This is a genomic window from Streptomyces sp. NPDC101118, assembly GCF_044759445.1.
GTDB lineage: Bacteria > Actinomycetota > Actinomycetes > Streptomycetales > Streptomycetaceae > Streptomyces.
In genome coordinates, this window is record NZ_JBIVZG010000002.1 from 140,064 (window position 1) to 162,494 (window position 22,431).

Annotated in this window: 16 protein-coding genes; 9 read left to right on the forward strand and 7 right to left on the reverse strand. The window is 74.6% G+C overall.

From position 1 onward, the window contains the following. Positions 1 to 30: 30 nt before the first annotated feature. The 3 genes from ACIQUQ_RS03590 to ACIQUQ_RS03600 all read right to left on the reverse strand — a co-directional run bounded on the left by ACIQUQ_RS03590 (position 31) and on the right by ACIQUQ_RS03600 (position 1,931). Entirely contained in the window at positions 31 to 687 is a 657-nt protein-coding gene (locus tag ACIQUQ_RS03590; RefSeq protein WP_403970898.1) for a disulfide bond formation protein B, read from the reverse strand. Positions 688 to 718: 31 nt separating this feature from the next. Then, a complete protein-coding gene (locus ACIQUQ_RS03595; protein WP_403970899.1) occupies positions 719 to 895 on the reverse strand; it encodes a hypothetical protein in 177 nt (58 codons plus the stop codon). 85 nt (positions 896 to 980) lie between these two features. Beyond that, the gene (locus tag ACIQUQ_RS03600) at positions 981 to 1,931 is read right to left on the reverse strand and encodes a LysR family transcriptional regulator (RefSeq protein ID WP_403970900.1); all 951 of its coding nucleotides are present in this window, start codon (positions 1,929 to 1,931) and stop codon (positions 981 to 983) included. Positions 1,932 to 2,096: 165 nt separating this feature from the next. On the opposite strand from ACIQUQ_RS03600, the gene ACIQUQ_RS03605 reads away from it, so the two are divergent. The 4 genes from ACIQUQ_RS03605 (at position 2,097) to ACIQUQ_RS03620 (ending at position 7,200) form a co-directional block, all read left to right on the forward strand. Further along, the gene (locus tag ACIQUQ_RS03605) at positions 2,097 to 3,074 is read left to right on the forward strand and encodes a threo-3-hydroxy-L-aspartate ammonia-lyase (protein ID WP_403970901.1); all 978 of its coding nucleotides are present in this window, start codon (positions 2,097 to 2,099) and stop codon (positions 3,072 to 3,074) included. Positions 3,075 to 3,084: 10 nt separating this feature from the next. Continuing rightward, entirely contained in the window at positions 3,085 to 3,489 is a 405-nt protein-coding gene (locus tag ACIQUQ_RS03610) for an ACT domain-containing protein (protein WP_403970902.1), read from the forward strand. Positions 3,490 to 3,725: 236 nt separating this feature from the next. Continuing rightward, positions 3,726 to 6,599 (forward strand): ATP-binding protein, encoded by a 2,874-nt coding sequence (locus ACIQUQ_RS03615; protein ID WP_403970903.1) that lies wholly within the window; start codon positions 3,726 to 3,728, stop codon positions 6,597 to 6,599. A 100-nt stretch (positions 6,600 to 6,699) separates the two neighbouring features. Beyond that, on the forward strand, positions 6,700 to 7,200 hold the full coding sequence (locus ACIQUQ_RS03620; RefSeq protein ID WP_399942430.1) for a hypothetical protein: 501 nt from the start codon (positions 6,700 to 6,702) through the stop codon (positions 7,198 to 7,200). Positions 7,201 to 7,282: 82 nt separating this feature from the next. Here ACIQUQ_RS03620 and kstD read toward each other — a convergent pair whose 3' ends face one another. Next, positions 7,283 to 9,043, reverse strand: coding sequence for a 3-oxosteroid 1-dehydrogenase (gene kstD / locus ACIQUQ_RS03625; RefSeq protein ID WP_403970904.1), 1,761 nt, complete (start codon positions 9,041 to 9,043; stop codon positions 7,283 to 7,285). Positions 9,044 to 9,302: 259 nt separating this feature from the next. Continuing rightward, complete coding sequence (locus ACIQUQ_RS03630) at positions 9,303 to 10,427, reverse strand: aminoglycoside phosphotransferase family protein (RefSeq protein ID WP_403970905.1); 1,125 nt, start codon at positions 10,425 to 10,427, stop codon at positions 9,303 to 9,305. A gap of 252 nt (positions 10,428 to 10,679) precedes the next feature. On the opposite strand from ACIQUQ_RS03630, the gene ACIQUQ_RS03635 reads away from it, so the two are divergent. Then, entirely contained in the window at positions 10,680 to 12,173 is a 1,494-nt protein-coding gene (locus ACIQUQ_RS03635) for a hypothetical protein (protein WP_403669375.1), read from the forward strand. Positions 12,174 to 12,361: 188 nt separating this feature from the next. Here the strand turns inward: ACIQUQ_RS03635 and ACIQUQ_RS03640 are convergent, their stop codons facing one another. Then, positions 12,362 to 13,786: a PP2C family protein-serine/threonine phosphatase gene (locus tag ACIQUQ_RS03640; protein ID WP_403970906.1), complete on the reverse strand. Its 1,425-nt coding sequence runs from the start codon at positions 13,784 to 13,786 to the stop codon at positions 12,362 to 12,364. Positions 13,787 to 14,001: 215 nt separating this feature from the next. Continuing rightward, complete coding sequence (locus ACIQUQ_RS03645; protein WP_403970907.1) at positions 14,002 to 14,253, reverse strand: SCO4226 family nickel-binding protein; 252 nt, start codon at positions 14,251 to 14,253, stop codon at positions 14,002 to 14,004. A 1,372-nt stretch (positions 14,254 to 15,625) separates the two neighbouring features. On the opposite strand from ACIQUQ_RS03645, the gene ACIQUQ_RS03650 reads away from it, so the two are divergent. From ACIQUQ_RS03650 to ACIQUQ_RS03665, 4 genes are all read left to right on the forward strand, one after another. Next, positions 15,626 to 17,842: a molybdopterin cofactor-binding domain-containing protein gene (locus ACIQUQ_RS03650; RefSeq protein WP_403970908.1), complete on the forward strand. Its 2,217-nt coding sequence runs from the start codon at positions 15,626 to 15,628 to the stop codon at positions 17,840 to 17,842. Positions 17,843 to 17,928: 86 nt separating this feature from the next. Continuing rightward, positions 17,929 to 18,387 (forward strand): (2Fe-2S)-binding protein, encoded by a 459-nt coding sequence (locus tag ACIQUQ_RS03655; protein ID WP_403669365.1) that lies wholly within the window; start codon positions 17,929 to 17,931, stop codon positions 18,385 to 18,387. 299 nt (positions 18,388 to 18,686) lie between these two features. Further along, entirely contained in the window at positions 18,687 to 20,360 is a 1,674-nt protein-coding gene (locus ACIQUQ_RS03660; protein ID WP_403970910.1) for a helix-turn-helix domain-containing protein, read from the forward strand. A gap of 97 nt (positions 20,361 to 20,457) precedes the next feature. Further along, on the forward strand, positions 20,458 to 22,377 hold the full coding sequence (locus ACIQUQ_RS03665) for an APC family permease (protein WP_403970912.1): 1,920 nt from the start codon (positions 20,458 to 20,460) through the stop codon (positions 22,375 to 22,377). The last annotated feature ends 54 nt before the right edge of the window (positions 22,378 to 22,431 follow it).

A 22,431-nucleotide genomic window follows, 5' to 3' on the forward strand; every position in this document is an offset into this window, starting at 1 on the left:
CGGCACGCCGGCGGCTGCGGCCCCGGACGGTCAGAGGTCCGAGAACAGCCGGTAGGAGGTGGGGTCGCCGGGCATCTGCCAGTGGAACCCCTGGAGCAGGAAGCAGGCGACGAGGTTGCTGGCGGCGAAGGCGGCCAGCACCCAGGGGGTCAGCGCGGCGGCCCGGTGCAGGGCGGGGGAGGCGGTCCCGGCGTCCAGGGGCTCCGACCAGGGGGTCAGGAACAGGGCGGCACCGGCGGCCAGCGCGGCGGCGACGAAGGCGATCAGCGCCCAGGTGTAGAGGTGCAGGCCGAACAGGGCACCCGCGTAGCCGGGGTCCGGGGGCACGATGTGCATCAGCGTCTGCGAGGCCGAGACTGCTGCGCCGCTCAGCGCGGCCACGACGGCCCAGCCCCAGCCGCCGGCCCACTCCCGCGCGGTCACGGCGCCGTACCGCGAGCGGACCGCGATCCAGGCCGGGCCGAGGGCGCTCAGCAGGAAGAACATCCGCTGGAGCAGGCACATGGGGCAGGGGTACTCGCCGAGCCCGAACTGGAAGAAGTAGGCACCGGCGAGGGTGCCGCACATCCCGATCACGTAGGCGTGGGCGAACCAGAGACCCAGCCGGTGGGTCAGCCCGGCCCGGCCGGGCCCGGCGCCCTCGGGGGCGGTGGCGGCGGTGGTGGTGGTGTGGATGGTGGTGTTCATGAGAGGTCTCCTCCTCCGGCGACCGGACGGCTCAGAGGGCGATGTGGAAGGCACGGCCCACGACGTGGGGCAGGAAGGCCAGCACGGCGCAGGCCAGGGTCCCCGCCCACAGCGGCATCCGCACCCGGTCGGGCCAGTGCCGCAGCAACGCCAGCACGCACAAGAGGATGAGGAGGAAGAGGAGGGTGTACATGAGTCCCTGCTTCATCGGAAGGATCTGTTGACACCCCCACCCTCCGCCCGGGAGTTCCGCCCCGGTAGCGGCAATGCGTCGATGGATCCATAGAACCGTTCTATGACCCGGCGCCCCCGCCCCGCCCGGCCGCCCCACCTCCCGCACCGCCCCGCCGGGCGATCCCGTACAGGTCCCGGGCGGCCCCCACGGGCCGTCGGCCCGCGGGCCACACCGCCCGCAGCGACCGCGTCAGGTCCAGCTCCGCGACCTCGGGGGACTTCAGCGCTCCGGCCGCCAGCTCCGCGGAGACCGCCAGGGAACTCAGCACCGCCGGCCCCACCCCCGCCGCCGCGGCGGTCTTGATGGCCGTCGTCGAGGACAGCTCCAGCAGGGGCTCCGGCCGCCAGTCCGGCAGCACCGCGCGCACCGCCCGCTCGAAGGACGTACGGGTGCCCGACCCCGGCTCGCGCTGGACCAGCGGGGTCTCCGCCAGCTCGGCCGGCGAGATCACGGTCCGCCGCGCCCAGGGGTGTCCCGGTGCCACCACCACGACCAGCCGGTCCGCCGCGACCGCCCGGCTCTCCAGGCCCCGCGGCGCCCGCGGGCTCTCGACGAACCCGATCGCCGCCCGCCCCTCCAGCACCGCCCCGGCCACCGCGGCCGAGTTGCCCGACTCCAGCGTCACCGACGTTCCGGGCGCGGCGGCCCGCAGCGCCACCAGCCACTTGGGGAACAGGTACTCGGCCACCGTCTGACTGGCCGCCACGTGCAGCCGCGCGTCCCGCTGCTCCCGCAGCGACTCGATCCCCGCGCCCAGCCGCCGCGCCGACTCCACCACCGGCCCGGCCCACTCGGCGACCAGCGCCCCGGCCGCAGTCGGCCGGGACCCCAGCGTGCTGCGCTCCAGCACCGGCACCCCGACCAGCCGTTCCAGGTAGCGGATCCGGGAACTGGCCGACGGCTGGCTGATGCCGTGGGCCTCGGCGGCCCGCCCCAGACTCCCCAGCTCGATGACGGAGAGCAGCAGATCGAGGGCGGCCAGATCGGGCACACGCGGAGGAAGGGGCACACACGGATCCTAAGCACCCCGCCACCCGCCGGGCGCAGCCTAGACTCGCCCACGAGGACCGGTGAACACCACGCAGAACCGGTGCGAGCACCGACCACAGGACCAGGACGAGGACGAGGCACCGCCGGACAGGCCCCGGCGGGCCGGTGACGGAAGGGGCTCCCCATGGCCGCGGTTCCCACCTACGACGACGTGGCGGCCGCCGCCGACCGCATCGCGGGACACGCCCACCGCACCCCCGTGCTCCGCTCCCGGCTCATCGACGAACAGCTGGGCCTCGACGTCGTGTTCAAGTGCGAGAACCTCCAGCGCATGGGCGCCTTCAAGTTCCGCGGCGCCTTCAACGCCCTCTCCCGCCTCACCCCCGACCGGCGCGCAGCCGGCGTCGTCGCCTACTCCTCCGGCAACCACGCCCAGGCCATCGCCCTCGCCGCCCGCCTGCTGTCCGTACCGGCCACCATCGTGATGCCCCACGACGCCCCGGCCGCCAAGGTGGCCGCCACCCGCGGCTACGGCGGACGGATCGTCACGTACGACCGCTACACCGAGGACCGCGAGGAGATCGGCCGTGCCCTCGCCGAGGAGCAGGGACTCACCCTCATCCCCCCGTACGACCACCCCGACATCATCGCCGGCCAGGGCACCGCCGCGAAGGAACTCCTGGAAGAGACCGGCCCCCTGGACGCCCTCTTCGTGCCCCTCGGCGGCGGCGGCCTGTTCTCCGGCACCACCCTCGCCGCCCGCGCCCTGGCCCCCGCCTGCCGGCTCGTCGGCGTCGAACCCGAAGCCGGCAACGACGCGCAGCGCTCCCTCGCCGAGGGCCGCATCGTCCACATCGACACCCCGAAGACCATCGCCGACGGCGCCCAGACCCAGCACCTCGGCGAACTCCCCTTCGCGATCCTGTCCCGCGAGCGGCCCGAGGTCGTCACCGCCACCGACGACCAACTCGTCGAGTGCATGCGGCTGTTCGCCACCTACCTCAAGCTGGTCGTCGAGCCCACCGGCTGCCTCGGCCTCGCCGCCCTGCGCACCATGGCCGACGGACTCCGCGGCGCCCGCGTCGGCGTCATCGTCTCCGGCGGCAACGTCGACCTCGACCGCTACGCCCGCCTCCTCACCGAACACCCCGCCCGCACGTAAGCTGCCCGCCATGAGCGGCGAACGCGACCTGACCACCCTCCTCGGCGGCATGCGCCCCGAACTCAACCCCGGCCAGTACGTCTTCTGCACCATCCCCGGCAGGGCCGTACCCCCCGGCACGCACCCCGTGGCCACCGTCCGCGAGGCCGAGGGCCTCACCCTCGTCCTGCCCCGGGCCGAGGCCGACGAGGAGAACCTCCCCTACGACTACGTGGCCGGCTGGATCACCCTGCGCGTCCACTCCGCCCTCGACGCCGTCGGCCTCACCGGCGCCTTCGCCCGCGAACTCGCCACCGCCGGAATCAGCTGCAACGTCATCGCCGGTTACCACCACGACCACCTGTTCGTACCCGACGACCGCGCCCCCGAGGCCGTCCGCGTCCTCGAAGCCCTCGCGGCACGCTCCACCCCGTAGCCCCCCGGCTCCCGCCGGCCGACGGACTGCGCACACCGCGGCGGACAGCCCGGCGAACACCCCGGCGGACGCCCGCGAACGCTCCACGAACGACCCGCGGACGACCCGCCCGGAAGAAGATCAGATCATTCCGCGACAGTGGGCTCCCCCCGAGCCCCCACGCGCGTACGCTGAACCACCTGAACAGCCCGCGTGTCGGGCGCACCGGCGCACGACCCGGCGTGGGGGGTACCACGATGACGCAGCACACGAGCCGCTTCCGACGGGCACTCTTCGAACGCGAGGCCGAACTGGCCACCGTGGACGAGGCGCTGGACCAGCTCCTCGGCACCGACGGCGCACCCACCGGCGCCCTCCTCGCCTTCGCCGCGCCCGCCGGACTCGGCAAGACCACCCTCCTCGCGGAAGTGCGCCGCCGCGCCCACGCCCACGGCTGCACCGTCCTCTCCGCCCGCGGCGGCGAACAGGAACAGGGCAGCGCCTTCCACGTCGCCCGCCAGCTCATCCAGCCCCAGCTCGCCGGCCGGACCGAAGCCGAACTCCGCGCCACCCTCGGCAGCTGGTACACCATCGTCGGCCCCGCCCTCGGCCTCTGCGCCCCCGAACACGGCGCACCCCCCGACCCCCAGGGCCTCCGCGACGGCCTGGACTGGGTCCTCACCCACCTCGCCGTCCAGCGCGCCCCCATGGTCCTCGTCTTCGACGACGCCCACTGGGCCGACCCCGAATCCCTCGGCTGGCTCGCCGCGTTCGCCCCCCGCACCGAACACCTCCCGCTCCTCCTCGTCGTCGCCTACCGGCCCGACGAACTCCCCCCGGACGCCGACACTTTCCGCACCCTGCCCGGCCGCTCCGGACAGCGCGCCCTCGGCCTCGAACCCCTCAGCCCCGAAGCCGTCGGCGCCCTCGTCCGCCAGACCGTCGGCCCCGACGCCGACGACGCCTTCTGCCAGGAGGCCTGGGCCGTCACCGAGGGCAACCCCTTCGAGGCCGTCGAACTCGTCGCCAAGGTCCACGACCGCAAACTCGCCCCCACCGGCTCCAGCGCCCCCCTCCTGCGCGACCTCGCCGCCGCCCAGCGCGGCAGCGGCCTCGTCGCCCGCCTCGAACGCCTCGGCCCCTCCACCGTCCGCTTCGCCTGGGCCTGCGCCGTCCTCGGCATCGCCATCCCCCAGGACCTCGCCGCCCGCGTCGCCGGGCTCGGCACCGAGGAGGCCGCCGACGCCACCGACCGGCTCCGGGACGCCCGTATCCTCTCCGGCGCCACCACCGGCGACGACCGCCTCGAATTCGTCCACCCCCTCATCGCCACCGCCCTCTACCGCGCCATCCCCGACGCCGTCCGCGTCGCCCTCCACGGCCAGGCCGCCACCGCCGTCGCCGACGGCGGCCTCGGCGCCACCGCCGCCGCCCGCCACCTCCTGGAGACCCACCCCGAAGGCGACGACCGCGTCGTCGCCCTGCTCCGCGAGGCCGCCCGGGAGAACCTCCGCGCCGGAGCCCCCGACGCCGCCCGCCGCCAGCTCGCCCGCGCCCTGCGCGAACCCCCCTCCTTCGACGACCGCGCCGCCGTCCTCTTCGAACTCGGCTGCGCCTCCCTCCTCACCGAACCCGCCACCACCGTCAACCACCTGCGCGCCGCCCTCGCCGAACCCGTCGAGAACCCCGCGCTCCGCCAGGGCATCGTCATCCGCCTCGCCCAGGTCCTCGCCCACAGCGACCGCCTCGCCGAGGCCTCCGAGACCCTCGGCCACGAGATCCGGCACACCACCGACCCCCGCACCCGGCTGCGCCTCCAGTCCGAGCAGTTCATGTGGGACGCCTTCCGCGCCGACGAACCCGACTCGCCCGCCCGCTCCCGCCGACTCGCCCGGCTCGCCGACCGCCTCACCGGCCGCGACCTCACCGAGCGCTACGTCATCGGACTCCGCGCCTGGGACGCCACCCTCCGCGGCGAACCCGCCGAGACCGTCCTGCACCACGCCCAGCGGGCGCTGGGCACCGAGTTCAGCTGGGCCTACGCGGACCGCGGCTTCGAAGTGCCCGTCCTCACCGCCCTCACCCACATGTACGCCGACCGGCCCGGCCGCGCCGAGGAACTGTTCGCCGCCGGCACCGCCGAGTTCGAGCGCCAGGGCTGGCGCGGCGCCCACCTCTCCTTCGCGTACAGCCTCCTCGCCTACATCCGCTACCGCCGCGGCCGCCTCGTCGACGCCGAGGAGTACGGCCGCGCCGGCCTCCGCCTCGCCGAACGCGTCGGCCCCGGCACCCCCGTCATGTGGTACGGCGTGACCATCCTCATCGAGGTCCTGCTCGCCCGCGGCCGCCTCGACGAGGCCCGCGACCTCGCCGCCCGCCACTCCTTCGGGGCACCCTTCCCCGCCGCCGTGGTCTTCCCCGACACCCAGACGGTCCACGCCGAGCTGCTCCTCGCTGCCGGCGACGGCACCGCCGCGGCCGCCGAGCTGGAGGCCGTCGGCCGCCGCCTCACCCCCCGCGGCATCCAGAACCCCTCCTGGTGCCCCTGGCAGCTGCACCTCGCCCGTGCCCTCGCCGACCGCGAACCCGACCGGGCCGCCGAACTCGCCGCCGAGGCCGTCCGCCGCGCCCGCGGCTTCGGCGCCCCCTCCGCCGTCGGCCAGGCCCTGCGCATGGCCGCCGAGGTCACCACCGGCACCGAGCGGGTGAAGCTCCTGGAAGAGGCCGTCCAGTGGCTGGCCGCCTCACCCGCCGGATACGAGCTCGCCTGCGCCCAGGTGGCCCTCGGCGCCGAGCTCCGCAGCACCGGCCAGGACCCCGGGGCCGTACGCCTCCTGGCCGAAGGACTGGAGACCGCCGTCGAATGCGGTGCCGACGGCCTCGCCGACCGGGCCCGCGCCGCGCTCACCGCCGCCGGACAGAGCCCCCTGCCGGCCGCCCGCGCCGTACCCGAGCTCACCGTCCGCGAGGACCGGGCCGCCCGCCTCGCCGCCCGCGGCGCCACCACGGCCGAGCTGACCGCCGCCCTGGATGCCGACGAGGCCACCGTGGCCCGCCTGCTCTCCGCCGTCTACCGCAAGCTCGGCACCGACCGCGCCGGCCTCGCCGAAGCCCTCCACGACACCCTCTGAGCGGCCCCCCGCGCCACCCCCGCCGCCCGCCCCGGCCCACGGCGGCCCCGGAACCTCACCCGGCACCCGGAAAGCACCTTCCGGCACGTACCATGGCCGCATGTCCTTCCTCCGCCGCCGCAGCGCCGCCACACCCGCGGGCCCGGACTTCGACGTCCTGGCCATGGACCCGGGGGACTGGCCTGGCAACCTCGGAGCCGGCCTGCTGCCGGCGGCCGACGGCAGCTGCCAGGGTGTCTTCCTCCGCTACGACCTCTTCGGCGGCCGCGGCCCCGCGATGATCATCGGCAACCTCCCCGAGGGATCACCCGCCCGCGAGCTCGCCGACCGCCAGGTCCCCTTCGAGGTGACCCAGCTCCTGGCCGCCCTGGAGAACGACGAGGACGTCGAGGTCACCGGCACCGAGGACGTCCCCGTCATGCAGGGCGACAACCTCCTGATCGTCCGCCGCATCAAGCTCTCCGAGAGCCGCATCTCCTGCGTCCAGTTCGACCGCAGCGACAACGTCCTCGTCACCATCGCCAGCTGGGACCGGCCGATCACCGACGACCTGTACGCGCTGCTCAAGCCGCTCCCCGCGGAACTGTTCCAGCAGGGCTGAGCCCGGCCGCACAAGGGTCCGGCGGGGACGCCGCACAGCCCCCGCCGCACCCCGGGCCCCGCCCCGCCGGAACCCGTACCGGCTACGCCCCCGCGAGGTCGTTCGCCGCGATGTAGCCGAAGGTCATCGCGGGACCGATCGTCGAACCCGCCCCCGCGTAGCTGTGCCCCATCACCGCCGCGCTCGCGTTGCCCGCCGCGTACAGCCCCCGGATCACCGAGCCGTCCGCCCGCAGCACCCGCGCCCGCGCGTCCGTCACCATCCCGCCCTTGGTGCCCAGGTCACCCGGCACGATCTTGAACGCGTAGAACGGCGGCGCCCACAGCGGCGCCAGACACGAGTTCGGGTGCACCCCCGGGTCCGTGTAGTAGTGGTCGTACGCCGTGTCGCCCCGGCGGTAGTCCGTGTCCGTACCCGTCCACGCCTGCCCGTTGAACCGGTTGACCGTGGAACGCAGCGCCCCCGCCGGCACCCCGATCCTCTCCGCCAGCGCGTCGAAGGTCCACGCCTTCGCCACCGCCCCCGACTCGTACCACGCGTCGGGGAACACGAACGTCGGCGCCACGTCCTTGAACAGGTACTTGTTCCGGTAGTTCTGATCCACGATCAGCCACGCCGGAATGTGCCGCGACGTGCGGTCCTTCTCGTACATCACGTGCACCACGTCGCTGTACGGCGCCGCCTCGTTCACGAACCGCGCCCCCGCCTGGTTCACGATCAGGCCCCCGGGCAGCGTCCGCTCGGCCAGACAGAAGTACGGCTCGCCCGGCAGCGGGATCGCCGGCCCCCACCAGGCGTCCTCCATCAGACCCAGCGCCGCCCCCGCCCGCTCCCCGGCCCGGATCCCGTCACCGGTGTTCTCCTTCGCGCCCACCGTCCACGCCGTGCCGATCGGCTGCTGCTGGTACTGGGCGCGCATCGCCGCGTTGTGCTCGAAGCCTCCCGAGCCGACCACCACGCCCCGCCGGGCCCGTACGACCCCGCGCGCGCCGTTCCGCTCGACCACCACGCCCGTCACCGTCCCGGAGGCGTCCTTCACCAGGTCGGTCAGCGGGGTCTCCAGCCACACCGGCACCCCCGCCCGCTGGAGCCCGGCCCGCAGCCCCGCGGCCAGCGCCTGCCCCATGGTGAGCGGCTTCTCCCCGCACAGCGCGGCCTTCGTGCCGCGCGCCAGGCACTCCGTGGACACCGCCAGGCCCTTCGCGTTCACCGCGGCCAGCGTCAGCCACTTGTAGTCGGCGCTGAACACCACCATCCCGGCGGGCACCGGCATGTACGCCGGGTTCAGCCGCGCCAGTTCGGCCCCCAGGACGTTCCCGTCGAGCTGGTCCGGCTCGATGGACCGGCCGCCCGGCAGACCGCCCGGCAGGTTCGGGTAGTAGTCGCTGTACCCCTCCATGTACCGGAACTTCAGCGGGCTGTTGGCCATCACGAAGTCCAGCATCCGCGGCCCGTGGTCGAGGAACGCCCGCTGCCGGTCCGCCGGCACGTCGGGACCCACCACGGCCGCCAGGTACGTCGCCGCCTTCGCCGGCGTGTCCGGCACCCCGGCCGCCAGGATCACGCTGTTGTTCGGCAGCCAGATGCCCGCGCCCGACCGGGCCGCGGAACCGCCGAAGGTCGCCGCCTTCTCGACCACCACGCAGCTCAGGCCGCGCTTCGCGGCGGTCAGCGCGGCCGTCATCCCGGCCGCCCCGGAACCGACCACCACCACGTCGTACTCGCCGAGCACCGGAGCGTCGTCCGCATGGGCGGCGGCCGCCGGCAACCCGGCCGCGAGGACCCCGGCACCCGTACCGGCGAGCACGGCACGGCGGGAGGGACGGGAGGCACGTGCAGACATGGGCAGCTCCGAAGACGAGGACGGGCGGGGGGAGTTCGGTGCTGATGCGGCGTCAGAAAGGTGCTCGCGGGGTCATGTGATGTCAAGGCATACGCCGTCACGGCACCCACCCGCACGCCACCCCCGCACCCGCCCCGCCACCCTCCGCACAACGCGAAATCCCGTGGCGCGCCCACTCGGTGGACACACCACGGGATTTCGCTCGTGCAACCGCCCGCGGCCCGTACGGCCCTCCCCGCCGCCCGCGGACGAGCCGGCGTCAGCGCGTGCCGACCGCCGCCCTCACCGCCCTGCGGGCCATCCCGCAGTCGTCGTGCAGCCTGCGCAGCAGCAGCCGCTGCTCCTCACCGGAGGACAGTGCCCCCGTCCCGCCGGGCACCCCCGCCATCGACCGCTGCACCGCCAGCTCGTACGTACGGATCTCCCGGGTCAGCACCAGCATCAGGTTCACCAGGAACGCGTCCCGCGACAGCGGCCCCGCCGACTGCGCCAGCTGGCTGATCTGCCGCCGGGCCGCCGGAGCGTCCCCGAGCACCGTCCACAGCGTCGCCAGGTCGTACCCGGGCAGGTACCAGCCCGCGTGCTCCCAGTCGAGCAGCACCGGCCCCGCGGGCGACAGCAGCAGGTTCGACAGCAGCGCGTCGCCGTGGTTGAACTGGCGCGGCAGCCGCCCGCCCGGCCCGGCCAGCGCCAGCCCGTGCAGCAGCTTCTGCAGATCACCCAGATCGCGGTCGGTCAGCAGCCCCAGCTCGTGGTACCGGGCGATCCGGGAGGCGTAGTCCAGCGGACGCCCGAACAGCTCGGCCGGCGGCCGCCACTGGTTCACCCGGACCACCGCGCCCAGCGCGGCCCGTACGTCGGCCCGCGGCGGGGCCTCCACCGGATGCCGCTGCAGGGCCGCCACGCGCCCGGGCATCCGTTCCACGACCAGGGTGCAGTTCTCCGGGTCGGCGGCGATCAGACGCGGCACCCGTACCGGCGGACGATGCCGGACGAACGCGCGGTACGCAGCTATTTCGTGCCGGTACCGCTCGGTCCACTCCGGCGAGTGGTCCAGTAAAACCTTGGCGACCGCGGTCGTCCGCCCGGTCGTGCCCACCAGCAGGACCGACCGCGCGCTGCGGCGCAGCACCTGGACCGGCGCGAACTCCGGACAGATCCGCTGCACCGAGGCCAGCGCGGCCCGCAGTTGGGCCCCCTGGGGACCGGACAGGTCGATTCTCCCGCTGAGCGGCTGCGTCACGGTCCCCGGCATCCGCCGCAGAGGGGCGGCGCCCTGCGCCGGGGCCGCGGGGCGGCCGGGGGCGAGGTAGGGGCCGCCGCCCGCCTGGAAGGCGCGGTGCGGCCGGGTCGGGGCGGACACGGAGGACGATGCTGCGTACATGACGGATACGTATCCCTTCGTGCGCCGACGAGTTGCGTACGCCTTCCCGCCCCGGTCCTGACGGACCGGCCGGCACCCTGGGGAGTGCCACCCGATCCGTAGCTGCGGGCCGGGTCGGGGAGGCGCCTTCTTACCTGACACCCGCGCGGGTGTTGCGTACCATCTGGCGCACCCTGGCGAACCCTGGCGAATAGTCGCTCGGCACCTGACCGGGGGTTAGTGTCAAGTCAGCCGAGAACCTGGGGGCTTGACGTGAGCAGAGGACCCAACACCCGCCTGAGCGACCTGTTCGGCCTGGCCGGCTGGTCCAAGGGCGAACTCGCGAGGATGGTCAACCGGCAGGCGGCGGCCATGGGCCACCACCAGCTTGCCACCGACACCTCGCGGGTGAGGCGCTGGATCGACATGGGGGAGACCCCGCGAGAACCGGTGCCGACGGTGCTGGCCGCCCTGTTCACCGAGCGACTCGGTCGTGTCGTGACCATCGAGGACCTCGGGTTCGCAAGACCAGGGCGTACGAACAGACGGCAGCCGGGCGGGGCGAAGGACAACCCCGACGGGCTCCCGTGGGCGCCGGAGCGGACAGCGGCGGTCCTCACCGAATTCACGGGAATGGACCTCATGCTCAACCGACGCGGACTGATGGGCGCGGGCGCCGCACTCACCGCCGGCTCCGCCCTCAGCAGCCACATGTACGACTGGCTGCACCGGGACCCGGCCCTGACGGCGGACGCCCCCCGCTTCACCGACCCCCTCCACGCCGAACCCGCCGGATTCGACCGGTACGAGGCCGCCCCCATCGGCTCCCAGGAGATCGAGGCGCTGGAACGCTCCGTGGAGGTGTTCCGCGCCTGGGACGCCTCCCGGGGCGGAGGACTCCAGCGCAAGGCCGTCGTGGGCCAGTTGAACGAGGTGGGCGGCATGCTCGCCTACCGCCACCCCGACCACCTCCAGCGCCGGCTGTGGGGCGTGGCCGCCAACCTGGCGGTGCTCGCCGGCTGGATGTCGCACGACGTGGGCCTGGAACCCACCGCGCAGAAGTACTTCGTCATCGCCGCGCACGCGGCCCGCGAGGGCGGCGACCGGCCCCGCGCCGGGGAGGCGCTGTCCCGGGCCGCCCGCCAGATGGTGCACCTGGGCAAGCCGCACGAGGCCCTCGACCTGATGAAGCTGGCACAGTCCGGCGCGGGCGAGCAGACCCTGCCGCGCACCCGCGCCATGCTCCACACCATCGAGGCCTGGGCACAGGCGGCGATGGGGCGGGGCCAGGCGATGCGACGGACCCTCGGCGAGGCCGAGGAGCTGTTCGTGTCGGACAAGGACGACGTGACGCCGCCGAGCTGGATGCAGCACTTCGACGAGGCCGACATGCACGGCATGCAGGCGCTGGCCTACCGCACGCTGGCCGACCACGACCCGTCGGCGGCGCCGATCGCCCAGCGGCACGCCAAGGAGGCCCTGCGGCTGCGGGGCGCCGGCTACCAGCGGTCGCAGATCTTCGACTACATCTCGATGGCCTCGGCCTGCTTCATCGCCGACGACCCCGAGCAGGCGGACCGGTACGCGCGGCTGGCGCTGGTGTCGATCGGCGAGACCTCCTCGCACCGCACCTGGGACCGGCTGCGGGAGATGTACCGGCTGACGGGCCAGTACGCCGGGTACGCGCGGATCGAGGACCTGCGCGAGGAGATCGAGCTGGCGCTGCCGCGCGGCCCCTCGCGCGCGCCGCGCACGTCGGAGGTCTGACCCGGCCGCACCGCCCGGCAGGACACCACGGGGCCCCGGACACGGCGGACCGGCCCCGGGAACCGCCGGGGAGCGCCGGGGCCTGGTCGGCGTACCCGGACACGGCGGAGGGGCCGCGCCTGTCGGCGCGGCCCCTCCTGGCCGTTCCCTGAGTTCCCTGTCCGGTGGGCCTGGGGCCTGTGGGCCCGTCAGGCGCCGATCCTGGCGACCAGCACGCAGGCGTCGTCCTCGCGTCCGGTCTCGCCGAACTCCTCCAGCACCAGCCGCACGCAGTCCTGCGCGGAGCGGGCGGCGGTGAAGCGCGGCGCCAGCCCGAGGAGGCGCTCGGCGCCGTCGGTGCGGCTGAACTCGATGCTGCGCGGGGAGAGTCCGTCGGTGTGCAGGACCAGGACGTCGCCCACCTCCAGGCGTTCCTCGGCCTGCCCGTACGCCGCTCCGGAGGTGGCGCCCAGCAACACGCCCTCCGGCGGCTGGAGGGCCCGGCCGGAGCCGCCGCGGAACAGCAGGGGGGCGGGGTGGCCGGCCTGTGCCCAGGACAGGGTGCGGGTGGCGGGGTCGAAGCGGCAGCACACGGCGCTGCCGAGGGCGGGCTGCACGGAGGTCTCCAGCAGCTGGTTGAGCCAGCCCATCAGGGGGCCGGGCTCGATGCCGGCCATCGCCATGCCGCGCAGGGCGCCCAGCATCATCGCCATGCCCGAGGTGGCGGTGACGCCGTGGCCGGTGAGGTCGCCGACCGTCAGCATCGAGGTGCCGTCGGGGAGTTCGAGCGCGTCGTACCAGTCGCCGCCGATCAGGGCGCTGGTGGCGGAGGGCAGGTAGTGGGCGGCGAGGTCGAGCGCGCCGGTGCTGCCGTGCGGGAACCGCAGGGAGCCGCGCCACGAGGGCAGCACCGCTTCCTGGAGCTCGACCGCGAGGCGGTGCTCGGTCTGCGCGATCTGGCGCTGGCGCTGGAGGGAGTCGCGGGTCTCGCGGACGGCCCGCTCGCTGCGCCGCAGTTCGCTGACGTCCCGGAGCACGGCCCACATGGAGGCCGTGCAGCCGTCGGGGTCGAGGACGGGTTCGCCGCGCATATGGAGGGTGCGCACGCAGCCGTCGACGCGCACGATGCGGAACTCGCCGTCAATGGCCTTGCCGTCGACGAGGCAGTCGGTGACCATCGAGGTCAGCAGGGGCTGGTCCTCGGCGAAGAGGGTGGAGCCGAACTCGTCGAGGGGGAGCGGGCCGCTCTCGGGCGAGCGCCCGAAGATCTGGAAGAGCTCCTCGGACCAGGTCACCTCGTCGGTGAGCAGGTTCCACTCGGCGCTGCCCACCCGGGTCTGCTGGGCCTCGGGCCCGGCCTCGGGGGCGGGCGCCGGGAGGTCGAGTTCCTCGGGTGCCGGCGGCATCCCTTCCTTGAGCTGGCCCAAGTGCTCGCCGAGGTCGTCGAGCTGGTGGACCGCCAGGTCGCACAGAGCGCGCTGCCAGCGGCCCTGGGCGTCGTCGTCGTCCACGACGGTGTCCCGTCGTACCGCGTCCACGTCTCCTCGGAGGCGCCGGGTCTGTGAGATCAGCGCGTCCACCGACCCTGGCTCGGGTGGCTGTGAGGGACGGTCCGCGTAGGTGTGGGACGGCATGGAGAACTCCGATACAGGCGCGGCACGGCCAAGTCTGATGGAAGGACCGGTTACGACTGTTGCACAGGCCGCGACGGCCCGTAAGGGATTTGGCAACATCCGTTACGGGGTTGCATGGGGCATATGCCAAGGGCCTCGCTTGTCCTGATTCTTGTGCGAATGTTTCCGGTCAGAAGCTACTGCCGCGTACCCCGGAGGGATCCGTTCCGCGCGGGTCAGGAGACGCTCAGCGGCACCGGGTGGATCTCGTCGTACGGGTGCCCGGTCCGGGTGTGGACGCTCTGCACGGCATCCGCCGACGGCGCCTCGGACAGGCAGTACACGACCCCGGACTCCGGGTCCGCCCAGGCGCGCTCGAAGTGCACGCCGGCCTCGGCCTCGACTGCCAGGTCCGCCTGGTGCGCGGCGGAGAGCTGGGCCGCGGTGATCCCCATCATCCCGCGGTGGACATCCATGAACTGCGGCATGTCCGCACACCTCCTCGACAAGGTGGGTTCCCCTCCATCCTGGACCCGACGGGCCGCCGCGTCGACCGGGACGGCGCCCGGCCGGAGCCCGGGGCGAAGGGCGCCGACGGCAGAGCGGGAGTCCCGCGTGGGGGCCGGAACGGGCGGCCGAAACCGGCCCCTGGAAACCCGGTTTTCGATCACGCGCCCGACCCGTGAGGAACCACCCTTTCGCCGTACCCGGAGAGGCGCGGGAACGACACGATCGTGCCCCCGCGCCGCCGGGCGGAGCCGAAGCGCCCTCCACCGGGGCCGCCCTGCCCTTGCGCCGCCGGGGCCCCGGCTTCCAGGTGCCTGAGGGGTCCCGGGCCCGGGGTGACGCGTCCGCGGGAAGACGGAGGCGGCCCTGGCCCCCGGGCCGCCCCGTCACCCCGCGGGGCCGGCCGAGCCGCGAAGCGCCTGGGCGGTCCGGCGCCGCCGAGGGCAGCCCCAGGCGCCGCGGGGCGGGCCCACGACCCGCGCCGTGGCGGGCCGGCGGCCACGACGCGGCCCACCCCGCCGCCCGAGCGGCCCCGCGGTCCGCAGCCCGCAGTCCCCGGCGGGGTTCCCGACCACTCGCCGCGCCGCTACGCCGAGGCCCGCCCGGGCACTTCCGTCGCCGCCCGATGCCGGCCCGGGCGGGAGCGCACCTTCCCGGGCGCCGCCGAGCAGGCTCCGAGGTTCGCAGTCCCGACGAGGTTCCCGCACGCCCCGGGACCAGCCGCCAGGGCCCTGCCCGAGCACTTCCGCGAGCACTCGCCGCGCTGCCGCACGGCCCCGCCCGGACACCACCCCGCCGCCGCGGTGGTCGCCCGGGTGGCTGCGCGCGTTCCGGGGCGTCGCCAGGACCCCCGAGGGACCGCCCGAAACACCAACGCCGGCCCCGCAGCAGCCCCGGCAGGGTTCCCGCACCTCCCGCGCACGTCCCAGGTTCCGCCCGAGCGCCTCCGCCGAGCACGTCCCGCGCGGCTGCCCGGGCCGCCCGCGCGCTTCCGCCGCCCCCGTGCCGCCCGGGCGGCAGCGGCGTCCCGGGCGCCGCTCGCGGGTGCTCCGTGGCAACTGCCCGTGCGTGGGCGCGGGCCGGGCGTACCGATGCTGACGCCCCGCCTCCGGCGCGTACCGGTGTTGATGCCCGCCCCCGGCGCGTACGCGTGCGGCGTACCCGCGGGGCTATGCCGGGGCGATGCCCGGGCGGGGCGCGCGGCCGCCGGTGTCACGGCCCCCCAATCCGCCGCGGCCCTACCGGTGGGGACCGGACCGTCCGGCTCCGGGGGTTCCGCCAGAGCGGAGCGGTGGCTACCCTACGTGCCGGTAACCGTTCGGAGAGAGCCGGCATCGGCGAGGCAGGGGAAACGTGGCGGAACAGGGCAGACGCGCCTTCCTCACCCAGTTGGTCGCCGCACCGACACTGGCCCTCGCCACCCGCGCCGCATCCGACGCCCTGGCGCCCGCCACCGCCCACGCCGCGCCCGCCGTGATCCCGTCCCTGCCCGCGCCGGCCGACCTCGTGGACCTGGGCGAGCTGTTCATCCTGGCCGGCGCGCCCACCGCGCACCTCCTCGTGCTCCGCGTCGACACCGACGGCACCATCGTCTTCCGGCTGCCCCGCGAAGAGGTCGGCCAGGGCCTCACCACCGCCGTCGCCATGCTGGTGGCCGAGGAGCTCGACGCCCCCCTGGACCACGTACGCGTCGAACTCGACGACGCCCGGCCCGAGCTGCTCTTCAACCAGCTCACGGGCAGCTCCAACAGCATCCGCTCCCTCTACGGCCCCGTCCGCCACACCGCGGCCGCCGCCCGCGCCCGGCTCCTCGCCGCGGCCGCCCGCCAATGGGCCCTGCCCGTACGCAACCTGACGACCCGTGACGGCGCCGTCCACGCCCCCGACGGCCGGACCGCCCCCTACGGAGACCTCGCCACCGCGGCCGCCGACCCCGCCCTCACGGTCCTCGCCGCCACCCCCAAGCCCGAGTCCGCCCACACCCTCGTGGGCCGCCCCACCGGCCGCGTCGACGCCCGCGCCATGGTCACCGGCCGCCAGCGCTACACCCTCGACCTCGACGTACCCGGCGCCAAGCCCTGCGTACTGCGCCGCCCGCCCACCCTCGGCGGCACCGTCACCGCCGTCGCCAACCGCGACGCCGTACGCGCCATGCCCGGCGTCCTCGACGTCGTCACGGTGCCCACCGGGGTCGCCGTCGTCGCCGAGACGTTCGGCCAGGCCCTCGACGCCCGCGCCGCCCTCCAGGTCAGCTGGGGACCCGGCCCCGCCGACGCGCTCTCCGACGCGCAGATCCGCACCCGGCTGCGCGCCGCCACCCCGCCGCTCCTGGTCCCGCCGCTGCTCACCCCGTACCTCGACGCCGAGTTCGACTTCGCCTTCGTCAGCCACGCCCCGATGGAGACCAACTCCGCCGTTGCCGACGTACGACCCGACCGCGCCGAGATCTGGTCCGGACTCAAGTCGCCGATCATCGCCCAGCAGACCATCGCCGCCGCCCTCGGCCTGCCCCTCGACAAGGTCACCGTCCACGTCGTCCAGGCCGGCGGCTCCTTCGGACGCCGGCTGTTCTTCGACGCCGCCCTGGAAGCCGCCCTCGTCTCCCGCGCCTGCGGCCGTCCGGTCCGGCTCATGTGGACCCGCGTGGACGACACCCGGCACGGCCGGATGCGGCCCGCCACCCACCACCGCATCCGCGCCACCTGGGCACTCGGCGAGGTGCTGTCCTTTGAACACCGGGTCGCCGCCGTCGAGACGGACTTCCGGCACGGCCTCGGCGAGATCCTCACCGCCACCGCCGCCAGCCTGCCCGCCGGCATCGGCAACGCCGGCTTCGCCCAGACCCTCTTCCTCACCACCGTCAAGTCGCCCTACCACTTCGGCCTCACCACCCAGACCCTCACCGAAGTCCCCACCGGCATCCCCACCGGCTCCTGGCGGTCGGTCTACTCCGCCAACACCCGCGGAGCCGAGGAGGTCGTCGTCGACGAGATCGCCGCCCGGCTCGGCAAGGACCCCGTGCAGTTCCGGCGCACCTTCCTCAAGGACGCCGCCCAGCGCGCCGTACTCGACAAGGCCGCGACGGAAGGCCAGTGGGGCAGGACCATGCCGCCCGGCTGCGCCCAGGGCATCGCCTTCCACGAGGAGTACGGCTCCCGCACCGCCTGCCTCGTCGAGATCGACACCCGCGACCCCGAACACGTCCGGGTCACCAAGGCCGTCATCGCCGCCGACGTGGGCCGCCCGGTCAACCCCAAGGGGCTGGAGGCCCAGCTGCTCGGCGGCCTCACCGACGCGATCTCCACCACCCTGCGGGCCGGCCTGCACCTCGACAAGGGGCTGCCGCTGGAGGGCAGTTACAGCCAGTTCCACTACGCCCGCCAGCGCGACACCCCACGGGACGTGCGCGTCCACATCATGCCCGCCACCGGGGAGCCGGGCGGCGCCGGCGAACTGGGCGTGCCCGCCGCGGTGGGGGCCATCGCCAACGCCTACGCCAGGGCCACCGGCACCCGGCCGCGCAGCTTCCCGCTCGACTTCGACGTGGACTTCACCCCGTACCCGCGCTAGTTCGGGGGCGTCCCGCCCGCCGGCCCCGGCGTCCCCGCCTCCCGTACCCCCACGAACCGTCCCCGCGACCAGCCCAGGAGTCCGCCGTGCCCACGCACACCTTCACCGTCAACGGGCGCAGCGTCAGCGTCGACGCACCCGACGACCTGCCCCTGCTGTGGGCGCTGCGCGACCTGCTGGGCATCCGCGGACCCAAGTACGGCTGCGGCGTGGACGTGTGCAAGGCCTGTACGAGCCACCTGGACGGCGCGGAGATCCGGCCCTGCGTGGTGCCCGTGGCGGCGGCCGCCGGGCGCGAGGTGACCACCATCGAGGGGCTCGCCGACGGCGACACCCTGCACCCGGTCCAGGAGGCCTGGCTCGAACAGGACGTGGCGCAGTGCGGGTTCTGCCAGCCCGGCCAGATCATGGCCGCGGTCGCTTTGCTGCGACGCACCAGCGAACCGACCGACGAGGACCTCGACGCCATCGCCAACATCTGCCGCTGCGGGACGTACTTCAGGATCCGCGAGGCGATCAGGAGCGCGGCGGCCCGCATGAAGTGACGGTGTGACATGTCACCGTGCCGTGTCACAGGTGACCGTACGCCCTCACGACCGTCCCCCCGGCCCACCGGCCGGCATCCCCGCCACGGCGGCCGGCAAGGGCCCGGCGCTCCCCTGTTCGCGCCGGGACCCCACCGCTCATGCCCCCGGAGAAGTACGCCGGGGGCACCCCGTAGGGGCGGCCGTTACCTCCGTACCCCGCCGGTGCACACAACGTAGATCCGCCCGGGGCGCGGGGGAGGGTTCGATCTGCCCAGTGGCGTGGAGAGACCGGTATCACAGCGCACAGTCAGCGCCGGATGGTTGAATGCCCCACCCCGAGCGGCGGTCCGTCACCCGCGAGCGGGGCCGAACGGGAGCGAGCGCCCGGCCGTTGGGAACGAGGGGGACGACCGATCCAGCACCAGCCCGCCGACGGGTCCCCCGACCCGGCCGCCCCGCCCGCCGTCGCCGCAGCCTCCACCGCCTCCACCCTGCGCAGCCGCGCCGACGACGTGCTCAAGGCCCACCGCCTCGCCCACACCGGCGGCTCCCGGGCCCTGCTGCGCTGGCTCTCGCTCCGCCTGGACGCCTGGACCGGACTGGTCCGCGCCGACGGCCGCGTCCTCGCATCCCGGCCCGGTCCCCCCGACCCCACCGCCGCAGGCCTGGCCGCCCGCGGCGCCGCCGAGATGCACTCCCGCGGCGTGCGGTCGGCCGTACTCGACGACACCGACCGCGCCGCGCTCCTCTACGCCCTGGACGAGCCCGCCGCGGGCCGCAGCACCGGTACCGGCCGCGCCCTGGCCGCCGTACTGCCCCGCCCCTACCCCGCGGGCGTCCCGGCCCTGCTCGCCGACGCCGCCGTACCGCTCGCCCTGACCCTGCGCGCCGAGGACGCCGAGGAACGCCACCAGCGCGCCGCCCTGGCCGAGTCCCGCTCCCGCGAGGCCGTCCTGCACCTCCTGATGAACGGCCGCCTCTCCACCGCCCACCAGATAGCCGAGGCCCTCACCCCCTCCCTGCCGGACCCCTTCCGCATGTACGTCGTGGAGTGCCGCACCGGCCAGCGCGAAGCCGTCAGCCGGCTGTGCGAGGAACTCACCGACGCCAGCGCCTGGATCGTGCGCTGTCCCGTCTACGTCCGCCACCTCATCGTCCTCGTCCCCACCGACGGGGCCGCCACCTCCGCCGGCCGCGACCCCCTCGCCGAGGCCCTCACCGCCGCCGCCCGCGACTGCGTGGTCGGCGTCAGCGAGGAGACCCGGCTGCGCGACTGCCCCGCCGCCTACACCCAGGCCTTCCACGCCCTCGCCGTGGCCCGCGGCCGCACCGGCCGGCACGCCCGCTTCGGCGCCGGACCCGAACTCGCCCTCGCCGCCCACGGACCCGGCGCGGCCTGGGCCGAAGCGCTGCTGGCGCCCCTCCACACGTACGCGCCCCGCCGCCCCCAGGACCCCGGCGCCCAGGAACTGCGCGCCACCGCCCACGCCTGGCTCAACTTCGCCTCCCACGCCACCCGCCTGCTGAAGATCCACCGCAACACCCTCGCCACCCGGGTCCGCCTGGTGGAACAGATCCTCGGCCTGGACCTCGGCACGCTCCCCGGCCAGGCGGCCCTCTCCCTGGCCCTGCGCCTCACCCCCGGCGCCCACCCCGCCCCCACCCCAGCCGCCCCCGCCGACGCCGCACCCGCCCCCACACTGGACCGGGTCCTCGCCGACGAGGCCCTCACCCGCTGGGCCGCCGACCACCTCGCCCCGCTGACCGGCCCGGCCGCCCCGCCCGGCGCCCGCGACACCCTCCGCGCCTGGCTCCGGCACGACGCCCAGCTCGTCCCCACCGCCGCCGCTCTCGGAATCTCCGTACCCGGCGCACGCAAACGCCTGACCCGCCTGGAAGCCCTCTTCGAGCGCTCGCTCCTCCAGTCGCCCAGCGCCCGCCACGACCTCTGGCTGGCCCACCGCGCCGAATCCCTGGCCACCACCCCCTGACTGCGCGGCTCCCGGCGATCGCCGACCGTGCAACGTCACGTGTCACGCTGCCGTGTCACACCGGCCCATCCGGGCAGAAACCGCAGATCATGCCCGAATGAGGCGAATCAATCCGAAGAGGGTGCTGGTCGGTGAGCCGCTCGACACCGCACGCCTGGGCGAGACCCTGCTCCCCAAACGGCTCGCGCTGCCGATCTTCTGCAGTGACCCCCTCTCCTCCGTCGCCTACGCCACCGAGGAGATCCTGCTCATCCTCGCCCTCGGCGGCGTCACGCTGCTCCACCTCGCCTGGTACGCGGCCGCCGCCATCGTCTTCCTCCTCGTCGTCGTCATCGCCTCCTACCGCCAGACCTGCCACGCCTACCCCGGAGGCGGCGGCGCGTACGTCGTCAGCTCCGAGAACCTCGGCCAGACCGCCGCCCTCACCGCCGCCAGCGCACTCCTGGTCGACTACGTCCTCACCGTCGCCGTGTCCGTCGTGTCCGGCGTCTCCGCCATCACCTCCGCCATCCCCTCCCTCTCCGACCACGAAGTGGCGCTCTCCGTCGGCTTCGTCGTCCTGCTGACCGTCTTGAACCTGCGCGGCGTCCGCGAGTCCGGCCGCATCTTCGCCATCCCCACCTACGGCTTCGTGCTCGTCATCTACGTGATGTTCGCCATCGCCGCCGTCCGGCTCCTGTCCGGCGAGACCATCCGCGCCGAGTCCGCCGACCTGCCCATCCACGCCACCGCCACCTACACCGGCCTGGCCCTGGTCTTCCTCGCCCTGCGCGCCTTCGCCTCCGGCTGCACGGCCCTGACCGGAGTCGAGGCCATCAGCAACGGCGTCCCCGCCTTCCGCAAGCCCAAGAGCAGGAACGCCGCCACCACCCTCGCGATGATGGGCCTGCTGTCCGTCACCATGTTCGTGGGCATCACCGTCCTCGCCCTGGTCTACGAGGTGCACGTCGCCGAGGACCCCACCGAACTCGGCCTCGCCCCCGGCACGCCGACGTCCACCGCCCTCGCCCAGATCGGCCGGGCCACCTTCGGCGACTGGCACTTCCTCTTCTACCTGCTCCAGGCCGTCACCGCCGGCGTGCTGATCCTCGCCGCCAACACCGCCTTCAACGGCTTCCCGATGCTGGCCTCGATCCTCGCCAAGGACCGGTACGCTCCCGTCCAGCTCTACAACCGCGGCGACCGGCTCGTGTACTCCAACGGCGTCATCCTGCTCGCCCTCGCCGCCATCGGCCTGATCGTCGCCTTCGACGCCCAGCTCACCCGCCTCATCCAGCTCTACATCATCGGCGTGTTCGTCTCCTTCACGCTCTCCCAGGCCGGCATGGTCCGCCACTGGCGCAGGGAACTCGCCAACCCGGCCACCCCGGCCGCCGAACGCGTCCACATCCACCGCCGCCGCGCCATCAACGCCGTCGGCGCCGCCATGACCGCCCTCGTGCTCGTCATCGTCCTCATCACCAAGTTCACGCACGGCGCCTGGCTGGTCGTCATCGCCATGCCGCTCCTCTTCCTCGGCATGAAGGGCGTACGCCGCCACTACGACCAGGTCGCCCGGCAGGTCGCCGTCGCCCCCGACACCCGGCCCCGGATGCCCGCCCGCCACCACGTCGTCGTCCTCGTCGCCAACGTCCACGCCCCCACCCTCAAGGCGCTCGGCTTCGCCCAGGGCCTGCGCCCCAGCACCCTCACCGCCCTCACCGCGGCCGCCGACGAGGACGCCGACCGGCTGCGCGAGGAGTGGGAACGGCACGACCTCGGCATCCCCCTGCGCATCCTCCACTCGCCCTACCGCGAGGTCGTCGGCCCGATCGTCGCCCACGTGCAGGCCACGGCCGCCGACGACCCCGGCTCGGTCGTCTCCGTGGTCATCCCCGAGTACATCGTCGGCCATTGGTGGGAACAGCCCCTGCACAACCAGAACGCCCTCCGCCTCAAGGCCCGGCTGCTCTTCACCCCAGGTGTCACCGTCATCGACGTCCCGTACCTGCTGGAATCGGCCCGTGCGGAGGGCTGACCGGGCCGCCGCATTCCCGCCACACCCGGCCCGCCGCCCCAACCGCCCCGCCCG

Bases quoted from the DNA above. Each gene is read 5' to 3' on its own strand.
- ACIQUQ_RS03590 (WP_403970898.1), bottom strand. From the start codon at position 687: ATGAACACCACCATCCACACCACCACCACCGCCGCCACCGCCCCCGAG.
- ACIQUQ_RS03595 (WP_403970899.1), bottom strand. From the start codon at position 895: ATGAAGCAGGGACTCATGTACACCCTCCTCTTCCTCCTCATCCTCTTG.
- ACIQUQ_RS03605 (WP_403970901.1), top strand. From the start codon at position 2,097: ATGGCCGCGGTTCCCACCTACGACGACGTGGCGGCCGCCGCCGACCGC.
- ACIQUQ_RS03610 (WP_403970902.1), top strand. From the start codon at position 3,085: ATGAGCGGCGAACGCGACCTGACCACCCTCCTCGGCGGCATGCGCCCC.
- ACIQUQ_RS03615 (WP_403970903.1), top strand. From the start codon at position 3,726: ATGACGCAGCACACGAGCCGCTTCCGACGGGCACTCTTCGAACGCGAG.
- ACIQUQ_RS03620 (WP_399942430.1), top strand. From the start codon at position 6,700: ATGTCCTTCCTCCGCCGCCGCAGCGCCGCCACACCCGCGGGCCCGGAC.
- kstD (WP_403970904.1), bottom strand. From the start codon at position 9,043: ATGTCTGCACGTGCCTCCCGTCCCTCCCGCCGTGCCGTGCTCGCCGGT.
- ACIQUQ_RS03630 (WP_403970905.1), bottom strand. From the start codon at position 10,427: ATGTACGCAGCATCGTCCTCCGTGTCCGCCCCGACCCGGCCGCACCGC.
- ACIQUQ_RS03640 (WP_403970906.1), bottom strand. From the start codon at position 13,786: ATGCCGTCCCACACCTACGCGGACCGTCCCTCACAGCCACCCGAGCCA.
- ACIQUQ_RS03645 (WP_403970907.1), bottom strand. From the start codon at position 14,253: ATGCCGCAGTTCATGGATGTCCACCGCGGGATGATGGGGATCACCGCG.
- ACIQUQ_RS03660 (WP_403970910.1), top strand. From the start codon at position 18,687: ATGGTTGAATGCCCCACCCCGAGCGGCGGTCCGTCACCCGCGAGCGGG.
- ACIQUQ_RS03665 (WP_403970912.1), top strand. From the start codon at position 20,458: ATGAGGCGAATCAATCCGAAGAGGGTGCTGGTCGGTGAGCCGCTCGAC.